Origin of the sequence: Luteimonas suaedae (assembly GCF_008312895.1) — a bacterium.
Lineage (GTDB): Bacteria > Pseudomonadota > Gammaproteobacteria > Xanthomonadales > Xanthomonadaceae > Luteimonas > Luteimonas suaedae.
The window spans coordinates 154,051-174,420 of sequence record NZ_VSSP01000003.1 but is presented as its reverse complement, the minus strand read 5'-3'; the positions used below and the strand labels follow the sequence as shown (position 1 = coordinate 174,420).

The 20,370-nt window shown below is 69.9% G+C and carries 18 protein-coding genes; 10 read left to right on the top strand and 8 right to left on the bottom strand.

Annotated elements, in window-relative coordinates; genetic code table 11:
- Positions 1–101: 101 nt before the first annotated feature.
- Entirely contained in the window at positions 102–2,876 is a 2,775-nt protein-coding gene (locus tag FXO19_RS06970; protein ID WP_149194348.1) for a serine/threonine-protein kinase, read from the bottom strand.
- Positions 2,873–3,433 (bottom strand): ECF-type sigma factor, encoded by a 561-nt coding sequence (locus FXO19_RS06965; RefSeq protein WP_149194347.1) that lies wholly within the window; start codon positions 3,431–3,433, stop codon positions 2,873–2,875. Before FXO19_RS06965 ends, FXO19_RS06970 begins: the two co-directional genes overlap by 4 nt.
- 290 nt (positions 3,434–3,723) lie before the next feature.
- Between FXO19_RS06965 and FXO19_RS06960 the strand changes: the two genes are divergently transcribed.
- Positions 3,724–4,665 carry an ABC transporter ATP-binding protein gene (locus tag FXO19_RS06960; RefSeq protein WP_149194346.1) on the top strand — a complete coding sequence of 314 codons (942 nt, stop codon included), beginning with the start codon at positions 3,724–3,726 and terminating at the stop codon, positions 4,663–4,665.
- The gene (locus tag FXO19_RS06955; RefSeq protein ID WP_149194345.1) at positions 4,662–5,423 is read left to right on the top strand and encodes an ABC transporter permease; all 762 of its coding nucleotides are present in this window, start codon (positions 4,662–4,664) and stop codon (positions 5,421–5,423) included. Before FXO19_RS06960 ends, FXO19_RS06955 begins: the two co-directional genes overlap by 4 nt.
- A gap of 96 nt (positions 5,424–5,519) precedes the next feature.
- Here FXO19_RS06955 and FXO19_RS06950 read toward each other — a convergent pair whose 3' ends face one another.
- Positions 5,520–5,882, bottom strand: coding sequence for a BON domain-containing protein (locus tag FXO19_RS06950; RefSeq protein WP_149194344.1), 363 nt, complete (start codon positions 5,880–5,882; stop codon positions 5,520–5,522).
- A 341-nt stretch (positions 5,883–6,223) separates the two neighbouring features.
- On the opposite strand from FXO19_RS06950, the gene FXO19_RS06945 reads away from it, so the two are divergent.
- A complete protein-coding gene (locus tag FXO19_RS06945; RefSeq protein WP_149194343.1) occupies positions 6,224–6,640 on the top strand; it encodes a hypothetical protein in 417 nt (138 codons plus the stop codon).
- Positions 6,641–6,653: 13 nt separating this feature from the next.
- On the opposite strand, the gene FXO19_RS06940 is transcribed toward FXO19_RS06945, so the two are convergent.
- Complete coding sequence (locus FXO19_RS06940; protein WP_149194507.1) at positions 6,654–6,938, bottom strand: DUF4031 domain-containing protein; 285 nt, start codon at positions 6,936–6,938, stop codon at positions 6,654–6,656.
- A 228-nt stretch (positions 6,939–7,166) separates the two neighbouring features.
- Here FXO19_RS06940 and FXO19_RS06935 point away from each other — a divergent pair, with 228 nt between their 5' ends.
- Complete coding sequence (locus tag FXO19_RS06935; RefSeq protein ID WP_255516330.1) at positions 7,167–8,258, top strand: OprO/OprP family phosphate-selective porin; 1,092 nt, start codon at positions 7,167–7,169, stop codon at positions 8,256–8,258.
- Positions 8,259–8,334: 76 nt separating this feature from the next.
- Complete coding sequence (locus FXO19_RS06930) at positions 8,335–10,320, top strand: BCCT family transporter (protein WP_149194342.1); 1,986 nt, start codon at positions 8,335–8,337, stop codon at positions 10,318–10,320.
- A 210-nt stretch (positions 10,321–10,530) separates the two neighbouring features.
- Here the strand turns inward: FXO19_RS06930 and FXO19_RS06925 are convergent, their stop codons facing one another.
- From FXO19_RS06925 to FXO19_RS06915, 3 genes are all read right to left on the bottom strand, one after another.
- Positions 10,531–11,082, bottom strand: coding sequence for a DUF3016 domain-containing protein (locus tag FXO19_RS06925; RefSeq protein WP_149194341.1), 552 nt, complete (start codon positions 11,080–11,082; stop codon positions 10,531–10,533).
- A 130-nt stretch (positions 11,083–11,212) separates the two neighbouring features.
- The gene (locus FXO19_RS06920; RefSeq protein WP_149194340.1) at positions 11,213–13,735 is read right to left on the bottom strand and encodes a hypothetical protein; all 2,523 of its coding nucleotides are present in this window, start codon (positions 13,733–13,735) and stop codon (positions 11,213–11,215) included.
- Positions 13,736–13,897: 162 nt separating this feature from the next.
- The gene (locus FXO19_RS06915; RefSeq protein ID WP_255516329.1) at positions 13,898–14,581 is read right to left on the bottom strand and encodes an arylesterase; all 684 of its coding nucleotides are present in this window, start codon (positions 14,579–14,581) and stop codon (positions 13,898–13,900) included.
- Between the two features lie 152 nt (positions 14,582–14,733).
- Between FXO19_RS06915 and FXO19_RS06910 the strand changes: the two genes are divergently transcribed.
- Together FXO19_RS06910 and FXO19_RS06905 are read left to right on the top strand one after the other, a co-directional pair.
- Complete coding sequence (locus tag FXO19_RS06910) at positions 14,734–15,441, top strand: ABC transporter ATP-binding protein (RefSeq protein ID WP_149194339.1); 708 nt, start codon at positions 14,734–14,736, stop codon at positions 15,439–15,441.
- Positions 15,438–17,936, top strand: a complete 2,499-nt coding sequence (locus tag FXO19_RS06905; protein WP_149194338.1) for an ABC transporter permease — start codon at positions 15,438–15,440, stop codon at positions 17,934–17,936. Before FXO19_RS06910 ends, FXO19_RS06905 begins: the two co-directional genes overlap by 4 nt.
- A 202-nt stretch (positions 17,937–18,138) precedes the next feature.
- Here the strand turns inward: FXO19_RS06905 and FXO19_RS06900 are convergent, their stop codons facing one another.
- On the bottom strand, positions 18,139–18,399 hold the full coding sequence (locus FXO19_RS06900) for a hypothetical protein (RefSeq protein WP_149194337.1): 261 nt from the start codon (positions 18,397–18,399) through the stop codon (positions 18,139–18,141).
- Positions 18,400–18,739: 340 nt separating this feature from the next.
- On the opposite strand from FXO19_RS06900, the gene FXO19_RS06895 reads away from it, so the two are divergent.
- The 3 genes from FXO19_RS06895 (at position 18,740) to FXO19_RS06885 (ending at position 20,339) form a co-directional block, all read left to right on the top strand.
- On the top strand, positions 18,740–19,297 hold the full coding sequence (locus tag FXO19_RS06895; RefSeq protein ID WP_149194336.1) for an RNA polymerase sigma factor: 558 nt from the start codon (positions 18,740–18,742) through the stop codon (positions 19,295–19,297).
- 110 nt (positions 19,298–19,407) lie between these two features.
- Positions 19,408–19,644, top strand: a complete 237-nt coding sequence (locus tag FXO19_RS06890) for a RebB family R body protein (protein WP_149194335.1) — start codon at positions 19,408–19,410, stop codon at positions 19,642–19,644.
- Between the two features lie 233 nt (positions 19,645–19,877).
- Complete coding sequence (locus tag FXO19_RS06885) at positions 19,878–20,339, top strand: hypothetical protein (protein WP_187775666.1); 462 nt, start codon at positions 19,878–19,880, stop codon at positions 20,337–20,339.
- Positions 20,340–20,370: the final 31 nt, after the last annotated feature.

Sequence of the window (20,370 nt, the reverse complement as noted above, 5' to 3'; positions counted from 1 at the left end):
GGACGCCACGGCGGGCAGCCGTGGCGCTGGCCTACGCCGTGGATGCATGGCGGATTGGCGATAACGCCGGATGGCGGTACCGACCACGTCGAAGGACTGCGCTACTGCCGGCCCCCGGCGCCGGCCAGGGCCCGCGCGGCGTCGATCGTGCGCTGATCGGCATTGCCAAAGGTGTCCTGCCGTACCTGCCAGGCTTCCTGCAGCAGTGGCCGGGCCTCGTCGGCGTCGCCGCGATCGGCCAGCAGCTCGCCGAGCGGCAGCAGCACCAGCGCCAGCCGCTGGTGCCCTTCCGGCAGGCGCTTGCGGTAGATCGCCAGCGCCCGCCGCAGAGGGTGCTCCGCCTCGTCCAGCCGGCCCTGCCTGTGCAGCACCACGCCTAGGCGGGCCAGGTCGGTGCCCACGCGGTCGTGATCCTCGCCGTAGTCCAAGCGCTGCCGTTCCAGCGCCTCGCGGTAGTGGCGCTCGGCAGCCTCGAAGTCGCCGCGCAACTCCGCCAGCCAACCCAGGTTGAATACCGTCGCCGCGCGCCACGGATGGTCCGGCTCGTAGGCCTGCAGCGCCTGCTGGTAGAACGGTTCGGCGGCATCGAGGTCGCCGGCCTGGGTCAATGCCAGCCCGAGATCGTTGAAGTTCTGTGCCACGGCGGGGTGGCGCTCGCCCAGGACCTGGCGGCGGATCGCCAACGATCGGCGCAGCAGCGCCTCGGCGCCGGCGAAGTCGCGCCGGGTCTGCAGCAGGCGTGCCTGGTTGTTGAGCACCCTGGCGACCTGCGGATGCCGCTCGCCGTGGATCTGGATCGCCAGTGCCAGCGCCTCGGCGTACAGCGCTTCGGCCGAGTCGTACTCGCCCAGGTCGTTGCGCGCCAGCGCCAGGTTGGACAGGCTGCTCGCCAACTGCGGATGGGTCGGTGGCAGCAGCCGGCGGCGCAGCGCCAGGGCGTGGCTGAGCAGCGGCTCGGCGCCGGCGTAGTCGCCCTGGTGGCGCAGGATCACGCCCAGTTCGTCGAGGCTGTCGGCCACGTCGACGTGCGCTTCGCCGAACAGCTGCCTGCGCATCGCCAGCGCCTCGCGGTGCAGGTCGATGGCGGCGGCGTGATCGCCGCGCCGGAAGAATGCCTGTCCGAGGTCGTTGAGGGTGGTGGCGATCTCTGCGTGCGGCTCGCTCGCGGCCGAGCGGTAGCGCGCCAGCGCATCGTGCAGCAGCATGTCGGCGTGGGGGTAGTCGCCGCGGTCGGTGTGCAGGCGGCCACTGTTGCGCAGCGCGCGTGCCAGCAGCAGCGGGTTGTCGGCGGCCACCGTGCCGGCTGCCGCCATCGCCCGGTCGAACAACGGCTGCGCGCGGTCGTAGACGCCGAGTTGGCGATACGCTTCGCCCACGGTTCCGAGCAGCTCGGCCTGGACCTCGGGCTGGTCGCCGAGTTCGGCCTCGATGCCGCGCCAGCCGCGGTCGAGCAACTCGCGGGCGCTGAGCTGGGCGCCGCCGGACAGTTCCGGATCGGCGCCTTCGAACAGGCGCAGCACCAGTGCCTGCACCTGCCTGGCCTTGGTCGCCTCGGCACGTGCGCGGTCGCGCTCCCGGGCGATGGTGCCGGCCTGCAGGGTCACGGTCGCCGCATAGGCGACCAGCAGCAGCAGCGCGGTCGCCGCGCCGGTCACGCCGAATGGATGCCGCCGCACGAACTTGCCGCTGCGATAGCCGAAGGTTTCCGGCCGCGCCCGTACCGGCCTGCCATGCTGCCAGCGCGCGATGTCCTCGACCAACTCCATGGCCGTGGCGTAGCGCCGTTCCGGATCCTTGCGCAGCGCCTTGCCGACGATGGTATCGAGGTCGCCGCGCAGCTTGCGGCGCAGCGCCGCCGGCGTGGTGCGCCGTGCGGTGCAGGCGGTCGGATCGGCGAGAGCGGCCTGGCGGCTCGGCCGCGGCGGTTCGTCGTGGCAGACGCTGCGCTCGAGCGCGGCCATCGAATCATCATCGCTGCGCTGCGCGCGCCGGCCGGTCAGCAGCTCGTACAGCAGCAGGCCGAGCTGGTAGACGTCGGCGGCGGTGGTCACGGCGCTGCCGACGACCTGCTCCGGGGCGGCGTACTCCGGCGTGAACATGCGTGCCGCGGTGCGGGTCAGCGGTTCGGCCGTCGTGCCCGTGTTGGAGAGGACCTTTGCGATGCCGAAATCGAGCAGCTTCACCTCGCCACGGGCGGTCACTACGATGTTCGAGGGCTTGAGGTCGCGATGCACGATCAGGTGGCGATGGGCGTACGCGACGGCCTGCCCGATGCGGACGAACAGGGCCAACCGTCGGTCGATGTCCAGCCGCTGGCCGTCGCAGTAGCGGTCCAGCGGCAGGCCTTCGACATATTCCATGACCAGGTAGGGCAGCCCGCGCTCGTCGCGGCCGCCGTCGAGCAAACGCGCGATGCCGGGATGGTCGAGCGAGGCCAGGATCTGCCGCTCCTGTGCGAACCGGCGCAGGAACTCGTCCGAGTCCACGCCGGGCCGGATCAGTTTCAGCGCGCCGCGCTGCTCGAACCCGCCGCTGACGCGCTCGGCCAGGTACACCGTGCCCATGCCGCCGCGGCCCAGCTCGTGCAGCAGTCGCCAGGCGCCGATGCGCCGGCCGGCATCGGCGTCGGCCGGCAGCTCCGGCGGCGGCTGCAGGTCGTCGGCCAGGGCGCGCCACAGCGGGCCGTCCGCCAGCGCCTGTGGATCGAGTTGCGGCGCCGGCGCGTGGACCAGGCCCAGCAGGATTTCGAGTTCCGCGCGCAGCGCCGGCTCGCCGGCCGCGGCCCCGTCGAGAAAGGCGTCGCGCGCCGCGCCTTCCAGTGCCAGCGCCTGGTCGAACAGGACGTCGACGCGTGCGCGCGGATCGCCGGTGGTCATGGCGGCGCCAGTTCCTTCAGCAGCCAGGCGCGGGCACGCATCCAGTCGCGCTGTACCGTGCGCAGCGAGGTATCGAGCGCCTGCGCGGTTTCCTCCTCGGTCATGCCACCGAAATAGCGGCACTCGACCACTTGCGCCAGCCGCGCGTTGAACGCGGCCAGTCCTTCCAGCGCCTCGTCGACCGCCAGGATCATGGCCGACTGGCTATCGACCGCAACCAGGTCCGGCTGAAGGGTCAGGTCGGCGACGCCGCCGCCGCGCTTGGCCGCATGCCGCCGCCGCGCGTAGTCGACCAGGATGCGGCGCATCGCGCGCGCGCAGATGGCGAAGAAGTGCCCGCGGTCCTGCCAGTCGACGCCGTCCTCGTCGATCAGCTGCAGGTACGCCTCCTGCACCAGTGCGGTGGTGCAGAGGGTCTGTCCCTGACGCCCGGCACGCGCGATCTGGCCGCGGGCGATGATCCGCAGCCGCTCGTAGACCAGCGGCACCACGCGATCAAAGGCGGCGCGCTCGCCCTGGCGGTGGCGTTGCAACAACCGGGTGATCTCATTGGACATGCCGCCGTCCCGCCAGCACCGATGCGGATCGTCGTGGCCATCCTTCCGGCCGCCCCGGGGCTGTTGCGGGCCGGCCGCCACATCATTGCCGAACGCGGACCGTCGGCGGGAGCGGCCAAACATGCCGCGCATTGCCGCACGCGGGTGCCAATGTCCCGCTGGCGGGAGGATCATTCCTCCCCCGAGGGCTTTATCCATGCAGGCCGGGGCCCTAGGCTAGGCGGCGCCTTCCGCCCGTGACCGGGCGGCCCGGGTGGCGCGCCTGCGCCGCCGAAATGAAAGGACATCGCGTGCAGCCGATCCTCTCCATCCGCAATCTCGGCAAGACCTATGCGTCCGGCTTCCAGGCGCTGAAGAACGTCGACCTCGACATCCACCGCGGCGAGATCTTCGCCCTGCTGGGCCCCAACGGCGCCGGCAAGACCACGCTGATCAGCATCGTCTGCGGCATCGTCACCGCCAGCCAGGGCAGCGTGACCGCCGACGGCCACGACATCGCGCGCGACTTCCGCGCCGCGCGTGCGCTGATCGGCCTGGTGCCGCAGGAGCTGTCGACCGACGCCTTCGAGACCGTCTGGGCCACCGTGCGCTTCTCGCAGGGCCTGTACGGCAAGCCCTACGATCCGGCGCACCTGGAGAAGGTGCTCCGCGACCTGTCGCTGTGGGACAAGAAGGACAGCAAGATCATGACGCTGTCCGGCGGCATGAAGCGTCGGGTGCTGATCGCCAAGGCGCTGGCGCACGAGCCGCGGATCCTGTTCCTGGACGAGCCCAGCGCCGGCGTCGACGTCGAGCTGCGCCACGACATGTGGCAGATGGTGCGCGGCCTGCGCGAGAGCGGCACCACCATCATCCTCACCACGCACTACATCGAGGAGGCCGAGGAGATGGCCGACCGCATCGGCGTGATCAACCACGGCGAACTGATCGTGGTCGAAGACAAGGCCACGCTGATGCGCAAGCTCGGCAAGAAGCAGCTCACGTTGCAGCTGCAGGCGCCGCTGACGGCAATCCCGGAGGAGTTCTCCGAACTGCCGCTGGAGCTGGCCGAGGACGGCCACGCGCTGGTCTATACCTTCGACGTGCAGGCGGGGGAGACCGGCATCGCCACCCTGTTGCGACGCTTGGGTGAACACGGCATCGATTTCAAGGACCTGCATTCGAGCGAGAGCTCGCTGGAGGACATCTTCGTCAGCCTGGTGCGCGACGGTGCGCGGGAGGTGCGGGCATGAACTGGTACGCGGTCAAGGCCATCTACCGCTTCGAGATGGCACGCACCTTCCGCACGATCACCCAGTCGATCGCCTCGCCGGTATTGACGACCGCGCTGTACTTCATCGTGTTCGGCGCCGCCATCGGCGGCCGCATGGGCGAGATCGACGGCGTCAGCTACGGCGCCTTCATCATTCCCGGCCTGATCATGCTGTCGTTGCTGTCGGAAAGCGTCTCCAACGCCTCGTTCGGGATCTACATGCCGAAGTGGTCGGGGACCATCTACGAGGTGCTGTCGGCGCCCATCTCGCACGTGGAAATCGTGCTCGGCTACGTCGGCGCGGCGACCACCAAGTCGGTGATGCTGGGGCTGTTGATTCTGGCCACGGCACGCTTCTTCGTGCCCTACGAAATCGTGCATCCGCTGTGGATGCTCGGTTTCCTGGTGCTGACCGCACTCAGCTTCAGCCTGTTCGGCTTCATCATCGGGCTGTGGGCGGACGACTTCCAGAAGCTGCAGGTGATCCCGCTGATGGTGGTGATGCCACTGACCTTTCTTGGTGGCGCCTTCTACTCGATCGACATGCTGCCGCCGCTGTGGCAGAAGATCGCCCTGTTCAATCCGGTGGTGTACCTGATCAGCGGCTTCCGCTGGAGCTTCTACGGCAGCGCCGACGTGCACATCGCGGTCAGCACCGCGATGGTGCTGACGCTGCTGGTGGCGTGCCTTGCCCTGGTGTGGTGGATCTTCCGCACCGGCTGGAAGCTCAAGGCCTGAGCGGCGACCGATAAAAGCCGCGGCCCCGCATCAGGCGGGGCCGCGGCGCAAACCGGACACGTTGCCGGATCGGCTCCGGTCTCGTTGTTGTTGCGGTCAGTAGTCGCTGGTGGCGGATGCCGTGCTCAGTCCGGAGGTGTCGACCTCGACGACGCCGTCGATGTCGGCGGCGATCCGCCGGGCCTCCTCGATCTGCGACTGTTCCTCGACATCGCCCGATAGCGTGACGACGCCATTGACGGTCTCGACGTCGATCTGCAGGCCGGCGACGTCGGTGTCGGCCAACAGGCTCGACTTGACCTTGGTGGTGATCCAGGTGTCGTCCACCGGCTGATCGGAATCCATCTGTTCCTCGGGTTCCATGCCGGCGTCCTGGGCCATCGCGCCGCCGGCGATGAAGAGCAGCGTAGCCGACAATGCGGCGGCGAGCACGGTGCGCGGGTGTTTGTTGAGGGTCATGACATTTCCTCCGTTGGGAATGTGGAGCGAGTGTCTGCGCGGACGTGTCCACGAGGTGTGACCGGCGCCGTGCGTTCGTTAAATGAATGCGTGATCGAAGCTCACCAAGAACAACACCCGCTGAGCGTGGAGAGCGATGAGTGACCGGCTTCGCGCAACGAAGGACACGGCTGCGGACCATTCCGTGATCCGCAACGGTTTCGCGCCACGACGTCTCCGCCGGACCGCGTACGCCTTTTCACCCGCGGGCGTGCGGGCACGATTCACGGGAACGACAGTGCCGACGCCCTACACTGGCGACAGTCCCCGTTCGGCGCCGGCCGTCTCCGGTCGTTGGCCTCATGCGTCTCGAGCCGTTCTCGTTGTCCCTTCTCCTGCCGCTGCTCGCCGTGGCCGGTGCCGCGTGCGCGCAGGTGGGCGAAGCACGGCAGCCGCCTGTGCGGATCGAACCGGTGCGGGTGCAGCCGGCGCCCGCGCCCTTGCGCGTTCGAGGCGATCTCTCCGCACGGCCGCGGCAGGAAATCGCGATCCCCGCGACCGGGCCGTCGCCGATATCGCCGCGTCCCGGCGCACCGGCGGTGAAGGACGCCACGTCCCGTGTCGATCCGACGGCGCCGACGAAGGTGTACGACCGCACCGGCAGGCTCATTCCCGGGGCGGTGCGGGTGGGGCCGAACCGGGTGTTCGATCCGGGCAGCGGTCGCTACCGCACTGCGCGGCCGCGCGGCGACGACCTGCAGGTGGTGCCGGAAGGCTGAGCCGCGAACGGCGTTACGGCGCCTCGCCGCGCCCCTGCGCGCGCGCGTTGCGGATCACCGCATGCACCAGTTCACGATCGCGATGGCGTGAGATCGCGGTCGCGCCGAGAGCGATTGCCGCGTCGCGCAGCTCGGCGGGCACGTCGTAGTGCGCGCCGCTGGTGCGGTTCTGGAACGCACGTCGCGGAATGCCCAGGCGCGCCGCGAAGGCATGCAGTTCGTCCAGCGTGTCGGCCATCAGGTGGGCCCAGCGGCGGCCGCGCCAAAGTGTGACGGCATCATCGACGTAGACGGTCATGGCATCGGCTGCAAAACTGCGATCAGGTATCGCGCATCGCAAAATCGCCCAGTTCGCGATGCTTTGCAAATGGCGACGATCCCTGGCGAAAGAGCCGCTCGCTGCGTCTTCGATCATGCGTGTCACGCGGCAAAAACGCCGGTTTTGCATGGGCGCGGTTTGCGGTGCACAGACATGGGCGCTAACCTGAACCCTGTTCATGGATGCATCGGGGAGGGCAGACAGCCCGTGGTATTTCGCCGTTTTTCCCTTGTTTCAGGCGCTTTTCTGCTCATCGCGGCAACGGCATCGCATGCGGCCGATGGCGATCCGGAACTCGATCTCGGCGGTGCGATCCGCTTCAGCTATGGTTGGCTCGATTACGGGCCGAGCACGGATTTCGAGCCCGAACTGGTGCGCATCGACGCCAAGGGCAGCGCAGGACGGGCGTTCTTCTCACTGCAGTACCGCTGGTACGACGGCTTCGATGCCGTGCACCACGCCTGGGCCGGCTGGGAGCTGGACGAAAGTTCCGACATCCGTGCCGGCGTCCAGCAGGTGCCGTTCGGACTGCTGCCGTATGCCTCGCACAGCTTCTGGTTCGGATCCGGCTACTACCTCGGGATCGAGGACGACTACGACATGGGCGTGGTCTGGCAGCGCGGCGCGGGCGCGCACCAGTGGCATGCGGGCGTGTTCTTCGGCGACGAATACGGCACCGGTGCCCGCTTCGGTCGCTATTCCTTCGACGTCGCCACCACCGACGAGCTGCCGTATCGCGAGCGCGAGCGGCTGAGCCTGCGCTACCAGCACACGCGCGACTGGAACGGCGCCGAGGTGGCGCTGGGCGCGTCGCTGTTCACCGGCAAGGTCGAGCACCGCGTCGACGGCGGCAAGCACGGCCACGACGGCGCCGCGCTGCACGCGCAATGGCAACGCGGCCCGGCCACGGTGCAGCTGCAGTGGGCGCGCTACCGTTATCGGATTGCCGAATCGAGGATCGCGATGTCGGCCTTCCTGTTCCCGTTCGAGATCGCTGCCGAGGCCGACGTGCCGACCTTCAACGTCGCTTACGAATTGCCGCGCCCGGGCTGGTTCGACGGCATCACCTGCTACAACAATCTCAGCATGACCCGGCCGGTCGACGACGCCCCCGACCTGCGCGAGTCGTGGCAGAACGTCACCGGCTGCAGCTTCGCCAAGGACAAGATGTTCACCTATGTCGACTGGATCGCCGGCAAGAACATGTGGTTCGTCGGCGGCTCGGGCATCGGCATCGACGAGCCCGGTTCCAACCGCTGGCGCTCGCGCCTGAACGTCAACATCGGCTTCTACTTCTGACGCGCGGCCGCGACGGCGCCGTCGCGGCCCGCATGCAACGATCGCGGCGCCCGCCGCGCGGATCGGGGAAAATGCCATGAACGAAAAAACCACACCTGCCAAGGCCAGCTGGTACAAGATCAACCCGCCGGTGTTCTTCACCTCGGCGATCCTGGCGCTGGTGTTCGTCGCCCTGGGCGCATTCGTGCCGGAGTGGTCGGACGCATTCTTCGGCGACGTCCAGGGCTGGGTGGTCGAGAGCGCCGGCTGGTTCTACGTGCTGGCGGTGGCGGGCTTCCTGGTGTTCGTGGTGGGGTTGGCGTTCTCGAACTTCGGCAAGCTCAAGCTGGGCCCGGACCACAGCACGCCCGACTACAGTTACCTGTCCTGGTTCGCGATGCTGTTCTCGGCCGGCATGGGCATCGGCCTGATGTTCTTCGGCGTGGCCGAGCCGATCATGCACTACGCGACCCCGCCGGTCGGCGATCCGGAAACGGTGGCCGCCGCGCGCCAGGCGATGCGCGTCACGTTCTTCCACTGGGGCGTCCACGCCTGGGCGATCTACGCGGTGGTGGCGCTGTCGCTGGCGTACTTCGCCTTCCGTCACGGACTGCCGCTGACCATCCGCTCGTCGCTGTACCCGCTGATCGGCGAGCGCATCTACGGCCCGATCGGGCATGCCGTGGACGTGTTCGCGGTGCTGGGCACGCTGTTCGGCGTGGCGACCTCGCTCGGCTTCGGCGTGATCCAGGTCAATGCCGGCCTCAACTACATGTTCGACGTGCCGGTCGGCGTCGGCACGCAGATGATCCTGATCGCGGTGATCACCGGCATCGCCACGGTCTCGGTCGGCCTGGGCCTGGACGCGGGCATCCGCCGCATCTCCGAACTCAACATGATCCTGGCGGTGGCGCTGCTGGCGTTCGTGCTGATCGCCGGGCCGACTGTCTACTTGCTGCAGACGCTGGTGCAGAACACCGGCATGTACGTTTCCAACCTGTTCTCGATGACGTTCAACCTCTACGCGTACGAGCCGACCGGCTGGATCGGTGGCTGGACGCTGTTCTACTGGGGCTGGTGGATCGCATGGTCGCCGTTCGTGGGCATGTTCATCGCGCGCGTCTCGCGCGGTCGCACGATCCGCGAGTTCGTCACCGGCGTGCTGCTGGTGCCGCTGGGCTTCACCTTCATGTGGATGACCTTCTTCGGCAACACCGCGCTGCACATGGTGATGATCGATGGCGCCGTCGGACTGATGGAGGCCGTGGCCGAGGACAGCTCGGTGGCGCTGTTCCAGTTCTTCGAGCTGTTGCCGTTGTCGTCGATCACCTCGCTGGTGGCGACGGTGCTGGTGATCACCTTCTTCGTCACCTCGTCCGATTCCGGCTCGCTGGTGGTCGACATGCTGACGTCCGGCGGCGAGGAGGAAGGCCCGCTGTGGCAGCGCATCTTCTGGGCGCTGGTGGAGGGCGCGATCGCCGCGGTGCTGCTCTACGCCGGCGGACTGGACGCGCTGCAGGCCGCGACGATCGCCAGCGCGCTGCCGTTCACCGTGGTCATGCTGCTGATGTGCTGGGGCATGATCCGGGCGATGCGGCTGGAGGTGACCAAGCAGCTGAGCATGCGCGAGGCGCGGCTGGCGCCGCTCGGCGCGACCGGCCCGGTCGACTGGAAGACCCGCCTGCGCGCGATGGCGCATCATCCGCGCCGGCAGGAGGTGCTGCAGTTCCTGCAGCAGGAGGTCCGGCCGGCGCTGGAGGACGTGGCCGCCGAGCTGAAGAAGCAGGGGCTGGAAGCGCGCGTGCAGGACGGCGAGGACGGCCGCGTCTGGATCGAGGTGGGGCACGGCGAGGAGATGGACTTCTTCTATTCGGTGCGGCCGCGCCCGTACGATCCGCCGTCATTCGCGATGAGCGACCTGCGCCGCAAGCGCACCGAGGAGATCCGCTACTTCCGCGCCGAGGTCCACCTGAGCGAGGGCGGACAGGACTACGACATCATGGGCTGGCACAAGGACGAACTGATCCACGACGTGCTCGACCAGTACCAGCGCCACATGCACTTTCTCCACATCGTGCGCTGAGCGAGGCGGGTCCGCCCGTATTGCCCGCTTGTGGAAGCGACGGCAGTCGCGACTTCCGTCGCTCCCACAGGGACAGGTGCATGCCCGGCCCTTGCCGGTCGGAGAAGGCGCATGGCGAAGAGGGCGTCCGTTCGACGCTCGACGGCCTCCCCGTCGTCGGCGGGATGGCGGCCGCGGCGTCACCGGCCGCGGCCGAATCCCTGCGTACGGTCAGGCGTCGGACGAATCGAATTCCCGCCGCAGCCACTGGTCCAGCAGTGACTTCTCGTAGCGCAGCAGGTCGTTGCGACGCCCCATGGACGTGTTGGACAGGTATGCCGCATCGCTCAGCGTGCGCTCGCCCTCCTCGAGCACGTTGCCGGCGGCGTCGAGGCGGCGGAAGCTGAGCTCGATGCGCGGCCAGTAGATGTCGCGCATCATGCGCACGTGGTCGAGCTGCATGCCATGCCAGGGCTCGTAACTGCCGGCGCGACGGATGTCGGTGATGGTGACGTCGAGTCGCTGTCCCTCTGGCAGCCGCTCCTCGGCGCGCGTTTGCAGGTGCTCGGCCAGCTGGCGCACCCAGTCGCCACGCTTGGCTTCCCAGCGGTTGCGGCTGTGGCGGATCTCGGTGAACTCCGCCGGATCGGTCCATGCCACGCTGACGCGGCCTTCGGTCGGCAACGCGCGCGGCGCATCGGGATCGGTGACGTTGCGGACGCGGGCGTCGGCGGTGGTCGCGCAGAGCAGCCCGAGCAGCAGGATCGGAAGCAGGCATTTCATGACGGGTCTCCCGCAGGCGTGTGATCGAGTCTGCGCCTGGGGGGAACGGCTTGCAACGCGATCGGCGGCCGCACGTGCCGGCGGTCGCCATCCATTCAGCCCACGGCCGCGGATGCGGATGCGCCCCCCGTCAGGCCGCCCGTGCCAGGGGCGCGCACGCTGCGTCCGCATCCTGCCCGCGTGCGATCGCGGCACGCACGGCGTCGCACAGTGCCTGCGCCGTGCGGACGGTCGCCACCAAGTCGCGCGCGGCGATCGCGCGCCGGGTCTCCAGCCCGGCGTCGATCACGTCCGCGCCGCGGCGGCGGGCCTCGCCGGCCCAGGCCGGCTCGGCGCCGAGTGCGGCGGACTCGGCGTCCTCGACATAGCCGCCCAGCCCGATGCCGAGGCCGAGCGCGCCGTAGGCGATCGCACCGATGTCCTGCGCGCGCATGGCGGCGGCGAGACGCACGCCCTCCGCGCCGAAACCGGCCCAGGCACCGAGGTGGGCGAGGATCAGCCCGCCGCGGCTGCCGTCGCCGGCCCCGAAGTCGATTCCAGCGCCGGCGAACAGCGTCGCCGCGCGATCCAGTGCGCCGTCGAGATCGCCATCGCGCAGATCGCCGACCACCGCCACCCCCTGTTCGGCATGGCCAAGCGCGCGTTGCACGGATTCGACCCAGCCCGCCCGCGGGTCGAACAGCGCGCCGCCGGGCACGATGCGGCCGGCGACGTCGTTGCCCAGGGCGATGGCGCCGGCGAAGGCGCCGTCATAGTCGCCGCCGCGCACCTGCTGTACGACCCGGATGCCGTCGCCGACCAGTCCGGTCCAGACATCGATCGCCTGCTGCGCCTGGCTGCGATAGCCGTCCCATTGCGTCTGGGTCAGGCCGGACTGGCCGCCGATCGTGCCGAGCGCAACGTCCCATTCCATTTCGCCGATCAACGCCGAGGTCGAAGCCAGGGCCAGGTCGATACGGCCGTCGCCGATCTGGCGACCGATGCGCAGTGCCTCGGCGCCGTGTGCGATCCAGTTGCCGGCCGCGCCGATCCAGCCGTTGCCGGCGTCGAACTGCTTCGCCACGTTGGTCCCGAAGGCGCGGTCGAATCCGGTGGCGAGATCGGCGCCGCTGGCCAATGCGCCGGTCACGTCGCCGCGCAGCACCGCCTGCACCGTCTCCACGGCGTCGCCGCCATGGCCCGCCGCCTGCTGGATCTGGCCGGTCACGCGCACCACGCCTTCGGCGCCGAGGTCGCCGGCGACATCGCCGACCAGCCCGGAGGCGCCGCCGATGGCCTCGACGATGCGCCCGTGCTTGATGTCGACCACCACCTTCTCGCCGATCAGGACGCGGTCGGCCCACTGCTGCACGCCGCGCGCGGCGTCGGACACGCCGCCGAACACGTCGCCGAAGGCGCCGCTGGCGGTGGACGCCGCCTGCAACACGCCATTGACGATGCCGTTGAAGCCGCCGCGCTGGAACGAGGCGATCGCCGTCTGGGCGCCGTGGGCGACATCGCGCACCTTGCCGGCGACGGTGGCGACGCCGCCGGCGACGCTGGATGCGAACTTGCCCGCGATCGCGCCGGCGCCGCCCGCCACCGCGCCCGCGGCGCCGGCGATGGCCTGCAGCACGTTGCCGCTCTTGACGCCGTCGACGACCGCGATCACGCCGCTGACGATGCGCGCCGGAATCGCGATCCACGGGATCGGGATGAAACTGCAGATGCCGAGGATGGTCTTGCCGAACTTGCCGAAGAAGTTGCCGATCGCGGAGAAGAGGCCGCCGAACAACCCGCCTTTCTTGACCTTGCAGGCGGTGATCTGGCCGTCGCCGTCGGTGCTGAAGCTGACCTTGTACTTGCCGAACTTCATCTTGAAGTCGCCGCCGGCCTCGAGCGCCGCCATCACCTCGTTGTACTTCGCCGCGATGTCGCCAGCGCTCATCTTCTTGAAGGCCTTGTCCGGCAGGCCGAGAAGGGCCCGCAGTTCCTGCTTCATCTCGGCCGTGGTGGGTTGCGGCGGGGTCATCACCGGCGCCGCGTGGGCGATGTCGAGCACGCCGCGCAGGCGATCCTGCTGGTGCACCGGGTCGATGGCGGTATTGACGTAGCGCGCGGCCGCATCCAGGTGCATGCCGCGCAACGCGTCGGCCGAGGCGCCGGTGGCCAAGCCGAGCGCGGCCAGGTCGGTGCCGGCCAGTCGCAGGGGCGCGGCGGCGCCGGTCTCCGCCCCGACCAGGGTGCGTGCCAGTTCCGCGTGCAGCCGTGCCTGCGTGCCGTCCAGCGCGTTCTGCTGCTGCGCGGCCTTGCCGAGCAGCCACATCGACTGGTCGTTGTAGGACACCCTCGGCATCGGCGCGCCGGTATCGACCGTCAGCTGTGGCGTGACTGCCGGCTGCGGCGGCAGCAGCGGTGCCGCCAGGCGGCTGCTGCGCATGAAGGCCTGGATGGTGCCGCGGTCGGTGGCCGGCAGCGGTGTGCTCGACTGCGGCAGCCGGGGGCGCTCGTCGCCGGCGTCGTGGCGTCCGTCGGTACGTTCTCCGGCACCGCCGTTGCGCTGCGGCGCTTCGCTTGCGGTGCCGCCCTCGGGTCCGGCGCGTCCCGGCGCATCGGACAGGCGGGGATCGGAGAGCGTGGTGTCGTAGCGGCTGGAAATGGTCTCGAGGCTCACGGTCGTGTCCGGTATCGGAGGAGGCGACGCGGCATACGCGGGGTATGCATAGCGCATCGATACCGGGCGCGACCGCCCCGCTCAAGCTGGGGACAACCCCAACCTAGGGGTGACCCGATACGGAATCCCGACGCCTGCGTTCCGGCGGCACGCGCCACGGCGTCACCGTTGCAGCAACGGCTCCAGCGCCGTCCACACGTGGTCGCGCAGCCGCGCCTGTGCCGCGGGGGTGGGATGCAGGTTGTCGTCCTGGAACGCGTCGCGCTCGAGCGCGATCGGCTCGAGCAGGAACGGCAGCAGCGGGACGTCGAAGAAATCGGCCAGTTCGCGATACAGGGCCTCGAAGTCGCGCGTGTACTCGCTGCCGAGGTTCGGCGGCATGCGCATGCCGATCAGCAGCACCTCGGCGCCGACATGCTGCGAGGCGCCGATCATCCGCGCCAGGTTGCGGCGCATCTCGCGGATCGGCAGCCCGCGCAGGCCGTCGTTGGCGCCCAGCGCGATCACCACCACCGCCGGCCGGTGCCGCAACACCTCGGCGGTGATCCGCGACGAGCCGCCGGCAGTGGTTTCGCCGCTGATGCTGGCGTTGACCACACGCCAGTCGGGGTGGTTGGCGGCGAGCCCGTCGGCCAGCAGCGCCACCCATCCCTCCGACGCGGCCATGCCGTAGCCGGCCGACAACGAGTCGCCCATCACCAGGATCGTGCGTGGCGCCGCCTCGGTGGCCGGGCGCGCGACGGGCTCCGCCGCGTGGGCGGTCGCGAGCGTCGCGAGCAGCAGCCCCCAACCGATGGCCCATTGCATGCGGCGGCGGAAGGCCGCATACCGAAGATGGTCAAGCAACATGCGATTCCTGCTCCCGATGGTCCGGCCGCCAGCATAAGCGCCAGCACGGTCCGAAGTTGTCGATGAACCGGGACAGAGGATCCCGGAAGTTCTTAAGAAACGTTTAATCCCAGACCCGGATCATCGCCGGCACCCACACGAGGATACCCATGGCCGATTCCACTCCCGCCGCGTCGGCGGACGTCCGCCACGCGCTCCAAGTCACCGGCCTCGGCAAGCGGGTGCCGCTGCCGTCCGGCGATCTGACCATTCTCGACGGCGTCGGGTTCCGCATCGAGCACGGCGACAGCGTCGCCATCGTCGGCGCCTCCGGTTCAGGCAAGAGCACGCTGCTGTCGTTGATGGCCGGCCTGGACACGCCGAGCAGCGGCGAGGTGTCGCTCGATGGCCAGCCGTTGTCGACGCTGGACGAGGACGGCCGCGCGCGGGTGCGGGCGGACAAGGTCGGCTTCGTGTTCCAGAGCTTCCAGCTGCTGCCTTCGCTCACCGCGCTCGAGAACGTGATGCTGCCGCTGGAGTTGCGCGGGGACGCGGACGCGCGTCGCCCGGCCGAGCAGACGCTGCGCAAGGTCGGCCTCGGCGAGCGCCTGGGCCACTATCCGCGGCAGCTGTCCGGCGGCGAACAGCAGCGCGTGGCGCTGGCGCGCGCCTTCGTCACCGGGCCATCGCTGCTGTTCGCCGACGAGCCGACCGGCAACCTCGACACCCAGACCGGGCAGGCCATCATCGAGCTGCTGTTCGCGATGAACGCCGAGGCCGGCACCACCCTGGTGCTGGTGACCCATGACGAGCACCTGGCCTCGCGCTGCCGCCGGATGCTGCGCCTGGACAGCGGCCGCCTGGTGGACGACGCATGAGGACACTCGCGCTGGCGGCCAACCAGCTGCGCCGTGATCTGGCCGCCGGCGAGGTGCGCATCATGCTGGCGGCGCTGGTGCTGGCAGTGCTGGCGGTGACCGCGGTCGGTTTCGTCACCGACCGCGCCGGACGCGCGCTGGCGATCGAGGCCAACCGCCTGCTCGGCGGCGATGCGGTGCTGCGCGGCGACGGGCCGATCGACGACGAGGTGCGCGCCGCCGCCGACGCGGCCGGCCTGCGGCGCACCGAGACGGTCGAGCTCGACAGCATGATCCGCGCCGGCGCCGAGCCGCGGCTGGGCGAGTTGCGTGCACTCGGCGAGGGTTTCCCGCTGCGCGGTGCGTTCCGCATCGTCGAGGGCGCCGGCGGCCCCGAGCGCGAAGCCGATGGCGTGCCCGCGCCGGGCACGTTGTGGATGAGCCGCGCCGGCGCCGACGCCTTCGGCGCGCGGGTCGGCGACACCATCGGCATCGGCACGCTGCAGCTGCGCCTGGCGGCGCTGGTGACACAGGAGCCCGACGCCTCGATCGACTATTTCAACGTCGCGCCCAAGGTGTTCCTCAACCTCGCCGACCTGCCGGCCACCGGCCTGGTGCAGGAGGGCAGCCGCGTCCGCTACCGGCTGGTGGTGGCGGGCGAAACCGGCGCGGTGGAGCGCTTCGCCGCGGATGCCCGCGAGAACCTCGCGCGCGGGCAGCGGCTGGAGACGATCCGCGACGCGCGCCCGGAAGTGAACTCGGCGCTCGACCGCGCCGGCCGCTTCCTCGGCCTGGCGGCGCTGGTGTCGGTGGTGCTGGCGGCGGTGGCGGTGGCAATGGCCGCGCGCCGCCACAGCGAGCGGCACCTGTCCGGCGCGGCGGTGATGCGCTGCCTCGGCGCCAGCCAGCGCACCCTGGTCGGCATCCACGTCGGCGAGCTGCTGCTGCTCGGCCTGATCGCGGCCACGCTGGGCGTGGTGCTGGCGTTCGCGCTGCAATGGGCGGTCGGCGGATGGATCGCGCAGGCGCTGCAAGTGGACCTGCCGGCCGCGGGCTGGCTGCCGGCGGTCCAAGGTTATGGCGTCGGCCTGGTGGTGCTGCTGGCCTTCGGCGCGCCGCCGGTGCTGGCGCTGCGGCGGGTGTCCGCGTTGCGGGTGCTGCGCCGCGACCTGGATCCGGTCGAGCCCGGCGCGCTGGTGGTGTTGCTGGCCGGGCTCGGCGGCCTCGCCGCGCTGTTGTGGTGGAAGGCGGGTTCGGCCGAACTCGCCACGACGATGCTGCTCGGCATCCTCGCCACGCTGGCGGTCCTGGCCCTGCTCGCCTGGGCGCTGATCGCGCTGGTGCGGCGGCTGCGCCCGCGCCTGCGCGGCAGCCTGCGCTACGGCCTGGCCAACGTCAGTCGCCGGGCCGGCACCAGCATCGCGCAGATTTCAGCGCTGGGGCTGGGACTGATGGCGCTGCTGCTGCTGACCTTCGTGCGCACCGACCTGCTCGACCGCTGGCAGCTGGCGCTGGCCGAGACCGCGCCCAACCGCTTCATCATCAACGTGCAGCCCGATCAGTTGGACCCGGTGCGCGCGTTCATGGCCGCGCAGGAGGTCGATGCGCCGGTCCTGTTCCCGATGGTGCGTGCGCGCCTGGTCGGGCGCAACGACCAGACGGTGACCGGCGAGACCTATGCCGATGCGCAGCCACGCGCCCGGCGCATGGCCGAGCGCGAGTTCAACCTGTCGATGGCCGAAACGCTGCGCGACGACAACAAGATCACCGCCGGCAGGTTCTGGAACGGCGTCCCGGCGCAGGCGGAATTCTCGGTGGAGGAACGCTTCGCCGGAACGCTGGGCTGGAAGATCGGCGACCGCATCGCCTTCGACGTCGCCGGCCAGCGGCTGGAGGCACCGATCACCAGCCTGCGCAGCGTCGAGTGGGAAAGCTTCCGGCCGAACTTCTTCGTCCTCGCCTCGCCCGGCGCGCTGGACGGCTACCCGGCCAGCTACATCACCGCGGTATCGGTGCCGCCGGAGCGCGGCCGCTTCACCGCGGAGCTGGTCGAACGTTTTCCCAACCTGTCGGTGATCGACGTCGATGCGGTGCTCGCCCAGGTGCGCAGCACCGCCGACCAGGTGTCGATCGTCGTGCAGGCGGTGTTCTGGTTCTCGCTGGTGGCCGGCGTGCTGGTGTTGCTGGCGGCCGTCAGCGCCAGCCAGGACGAGCGCCTGCTTGAGGGCGGGGTGATGCGCGTGCTCGGCGGCAGCCGCCGTCAGCTCCGGCTGGCGCAGGCATCGGAGTTCGCCGCCATCGGCCTGCTGTCGGGGCTGGTGGCGGCGATCGCGGCCTCGGTGCTGTCGGGCGTGGTCGCCTCGCAGGTGTTCGACCTGTCGTGGAATCCGAACTGGCAGCTGGCGGCGGTCGGCGGCGGCCTCGGCGTGCTGGTCACCCTGGCGGCCGGCCTGTTCGCGACGCGCCGGGTGCTCGATGCGCCGCCGTCGGTGACGCTGCGCGAACTGCAGGGCTGATCCGGCCGGCCGTAGGAGCGCGCCATGCGCGCGATGCCGTGGGTGCCGACAGGATCCGGTGGAGGCCGCGATTCCGGACCGGCAGGCGCGCCGGTCACCGGAATTCGCGGGCGGCGCCATGCCCGCAGCATCGCGCGCATGGCGCGCTCCTACGGTGGCAGCGGGATCCGATGTGCTCGCGGCGGCGTATTCGGTGCGTGCCTCAGGCTTCCACGTCCCTGGGTTCGGCGTCGAACCGGCGCGGGTAGGCGCGCTCGTCCGCGACCTGCTTGACCTGCTCGGGTGAGAGTTCCGGTGAACCGTAGACCGCGTAGGCGACGGTGCCGTTGTTGCGCCCTACCTGATGCAATCGGTAGCGGGGCCGGCCGCCGCCGGTATCGGGCGGGTAATGCAGGGGCGGCGAATCGCCCTCCATGTCGAGTTCACTGTTGTCGACGACACCGCCAACGAAAAGAGCACGCATGCAGACCTCCATCGATTGATGGGTCCGATGGTGTTGCCGACGGTGTTTGCATCGCATGAAGCAAAGGTTGGCATTGCATGCATGCTGCAGCCTGCGTTCATTCCGTGCATGAAGCGCGGCCGCCGCCGGCCGTTCATGGCGCCGCCGCCACCGCCGGCGATGGCGCGCCGCGTGATGCACGGCGGATCCATTCCGTGACTGCTCGCAGTTCCAGAGCGTGACAAGCTGCGTACAAGGCGAAACTGGTCCGCCAGGTGCGGTCTGCGTGTCCCGCAGGTAACAGCCGCCGCCCGCGTCGCCTTCCGAGACTCGCCCGACACGAAACGGAAGGAGCCGGGCGATGGAAAGCGGGAGGCAGGCCCACGGTGCGTTCGGCACCGCGGACGAGATGTTCGTCAATGCGTGGCAGGCGACCCTGCCCGAGTTGCGCAGGCGCGCACTGCGCCTGGCGGGTGGCCGTCGCGATCGTGCGGAGGACCTGATCGGCGATACCGCGGTCAAGGCATTGCTGTTCATGCGCGGATCGCCGGATTCGCTGACCGATCCGGCGGGTCTGCTGATGGTGGTGCTGCGTCATGTCTTCCTGGACGGCGTCAGGCGCGGCCGGCGCGAGGGTGCGACCGTGGATATCGCCGCCGATGTGCAGGCGGCGCTGGAAACCCGGGACGGCGGTGGCCTGTCGCCGTTGCAGCACGCGGAACTGCGCGACCAGATGAACCGGGTGGTGGCCGTAGTCGCCGCGTTGACGCGCGAGCAGAAGCGGCTGTTCGCCCTCCGCTTCGTCGAGGATCTTCCCTACGTGGCGATCTCCGAACGCCTGCACATCAGCGAGCCATTGACGCGCAAACGCGTCGAACTGCTGCGCCGGCGCCTGCGGACGGCGGATGCGCGCGATTGAACGCCGCGGCCGTTCACAACGTGCGCGCCGGTGCGTTTGGATGAGAAGCACGGCGGCTACCGCCGGCTCCACCGACGCCCGACTTCCTGCGACCGCTCAAGGATATTTCCATGGCCGATTCCACACCCGTCAACGCGCAGATCACCGATGCGGTGACACAGACCAACGTCAAGGTCGTCGCCGAGGCGCCGGCGCAAGCGATCGCCGCGCTCTACCAGGTCGCCAGCCACTCCACCGGGTTGGCGTTGCAGAACGCGGTGCACAGCCAGCAGGCGCTCAACCAGATTTCCAGCGCCGTCATCTCCAAGGCGGTGGGGCTGATCATGGCGATCGGAGAGAAGTCGTGAACGGGTGCACCGCATCGTCGGGCGCCGTCCTTCCGGACGAGGGGAGGTGAGCCATGGCGCTTTGGTTCAGGAGAAAGTCCAGGCAGACTCCGGAAGGGAGCGGTAGTGCGGCGACGGAGGCCTCGGATCCCGCGTCGCCACCGCCACCGCCATCGCCTTCACCTTCACCTTCGCCGTCCCTGCCTCCGCCTCCGTCTGTGGCGCCACCCAAGCGTCCGACGACGCTGAGCGCGATGAACGCGCACCTGCTGGCCCAGGCGGGCGCGGCGGCGCCGGCGACCGATGCACTCAACCAGCAGATCGTCCAGGCAGTGCGGATGAGCAACGCCGAGGACACCGCCTATGCGCCGTCGCAGATCGCGATCGGTCCCGACATGATGATCAGCCAGGCCACCGGCCTGGTGGCGCAGTCCGCGGCCGCCTACTTCGACGGCGCCAGCAAGCTGGCGCTGGCCAGCCAGGGCGTTCTGCTCAAGCAGATGACGCAGAACCTGGTCGAGCAGAACCTGGCGCAGGCCGCCGAGGACGCGCTGGGCGTGCTGGTGACGGACGTGATGGTGGCCGCCGCCGCCGCGGTGGCCGCGGCCGCGGGCGCGATGGAAGCCGAGTCCGCCAGTTTCGCCATCGACAAGATCGACCAGAGCATCGCCAAGTACAGCAGCCTGCTGGCGAATCACAAGCCGAAGTCGTCATAGCGGCGCGGGTGATGCGCCTCCGGAGCACGTG

Coding starts and splice junctions, on each gene's coding strand:
- FXO19_RS06970 (WP_149194348.1), bottom strand. CDS start 2,876: ATGACCACCGGCGATCCGCGCGCACGCGTCGACGTCCTGTTCGACCAG.
- FXO19_RS06965 (WP_149194347.1), bottom strand. CDS start 3,433: ATGTCCAATGAGATCACCCGGTTGTTGCAACGCCACCGCCAGGGCGAG.
- FXO19_RS06955 (WP_149194345.1), top strand. CDS start 4,662: ATGAACTGGTACGCGGTCAAGGCCATCTACCGCTTCGAGATGGCACGC.
- FXO19_RS06950 (WP_149194344.1), bottom strand. CDS start 5,882: ATGACCCTCAACAAACACCCGCGCACCGTGCTCGCCGCCGCATTGTCG.
- FXO19_RS06945 (WP_149194343.1), top strand. CDS start 6,224: ATGCGTCTCGAGCCGTTCTCGTTGTCCCTTCTCCTGCCGCTGCTCGCC.
- FXO19_RS06940 (WP_149194507.1), bottom strand. CDS start 6,938: ATGACCGTCTACGTCGATGATGCCGTCACACTTTGGCGCGGCCGCCGC.
- FXO19_RS06930 (WP_149194342.1), top strand. CDS start 8,335: ATGAACGAAAAAACCACACCTGCCAAGGCCAGCTGGTACAAGATCAAC.
- FXO19_RS06925 (WP_149194341.1), bottom strand. CDS start 11,082: ATGAAATGCCTGCTTCCGATCCTGCTGCTCGGGCTGCTCTGCGCGACC.
- FXO19_RS06910 (WP_149194339.1), top strand. CDS start 14,734: ATGGCCGATTCCACTCCCGCCGCGTCGGCGGACGTCCGCCACGCGCTC.
- FXO19_RS06905 (WP_149194338.1), top strand. CDS start 15,438: ATGAGGACACTCGCGCTGGCGGCCAACCAGCTGCGCCGTGATCTGGCC.
- FXO19_RS06900 (WP_149194337.1), bottom strand. CDS start 18,399: ATGCGTGCTCTTTTCGTTGGCGGTGTCGTCGACAACAGTGAACTCGAC.
- FXO19_RS06895 (WP_149194336.1), top strand. CDS start 18,740: ATGGAAAGCGGGAGGCAGGCCCACGGTGCGTTCGGCACCGCGGACGAG.
- FXO19_RS06890 (WP_149194335.1), top strand. CDS start 19,408: ATGGCCGATTCCACACCCGTCAACGCGCAGATCACCGATGCGGTGACA.
- FXO19_RS06885 (WP_187775666.1), top strand. CDS start 19,878: ATGAACGCGCACCTGCTGGCCCAGGCGGGCGCGGCGGCGCCGGCGACC.